This window comes from Peribacillus sp. FW305-BF15 (assembly GCF_058783805.1).
In genome coordinates, this window is sequence record NZ_JBYSYV010000076.1 from 1 (window position 1) to 584 (window position 584).

The following is a 584-nucleotide window of genomic DNA, read 5'->3' on the forward strand; positions in this document are numbered from 1 at the left end:
CGCATACCATGCTTTTCTTTTGCATCTGCGAATACACGCTCAATCGTTTCTTTGCGTTTCGCATATATAGGTTTTACCTCTTGATGGAGGTAGCTTATAATCGCTGGTGTTTTATAAGCTGCATCTGCGGCAACTGCTTCTGGTTTTCTAACTTTCTAAATCACTTGCTCAACATGTGGCTCCAAAATATGACTGTCATGTGTATTACCAGGTGTTACAATCGTTCCCAGTACAAAACCGTTGCGGTCTGCGGCCGCATGGAATGAATAGGCAAACTGTTTTGTTACAGGTCTGTATCTTTAAAGCGTCGTTCAAATTTTTCCCGAACTTGGAGTAGGAGGTACTTTATCATGGAAACCATAGCCTAAGAACCAACAGTAAGCCATATTTGTTTCAACTTCTTCAATCGTTTTACGCATGGAACGAATACCGAAGGTTTATTGAATGAATGTCAGTTTAACTAAAATAACTGGATCAATACTTGGGCGTCCTACCTCTGATTTCATGTCTATCACCAAATCATAAATGAAAGTGAAGTCAATGGAAGCCTCCATTTTACGAACCAAATGATTCGCCGGCACCAG

The 584-nt window shown here is 40.6% G+C and carries 1 pseudogene; it reads right to left on the reverse strand.

Annotated features, from left to right (window positions below):
• Positions 1-86: 86 nt before the first annotated feature.
• Positions 87-584: pseudogene (locus AC3WLU_RS26760) on the reverse strand (transposase); the annotation flags it as partial.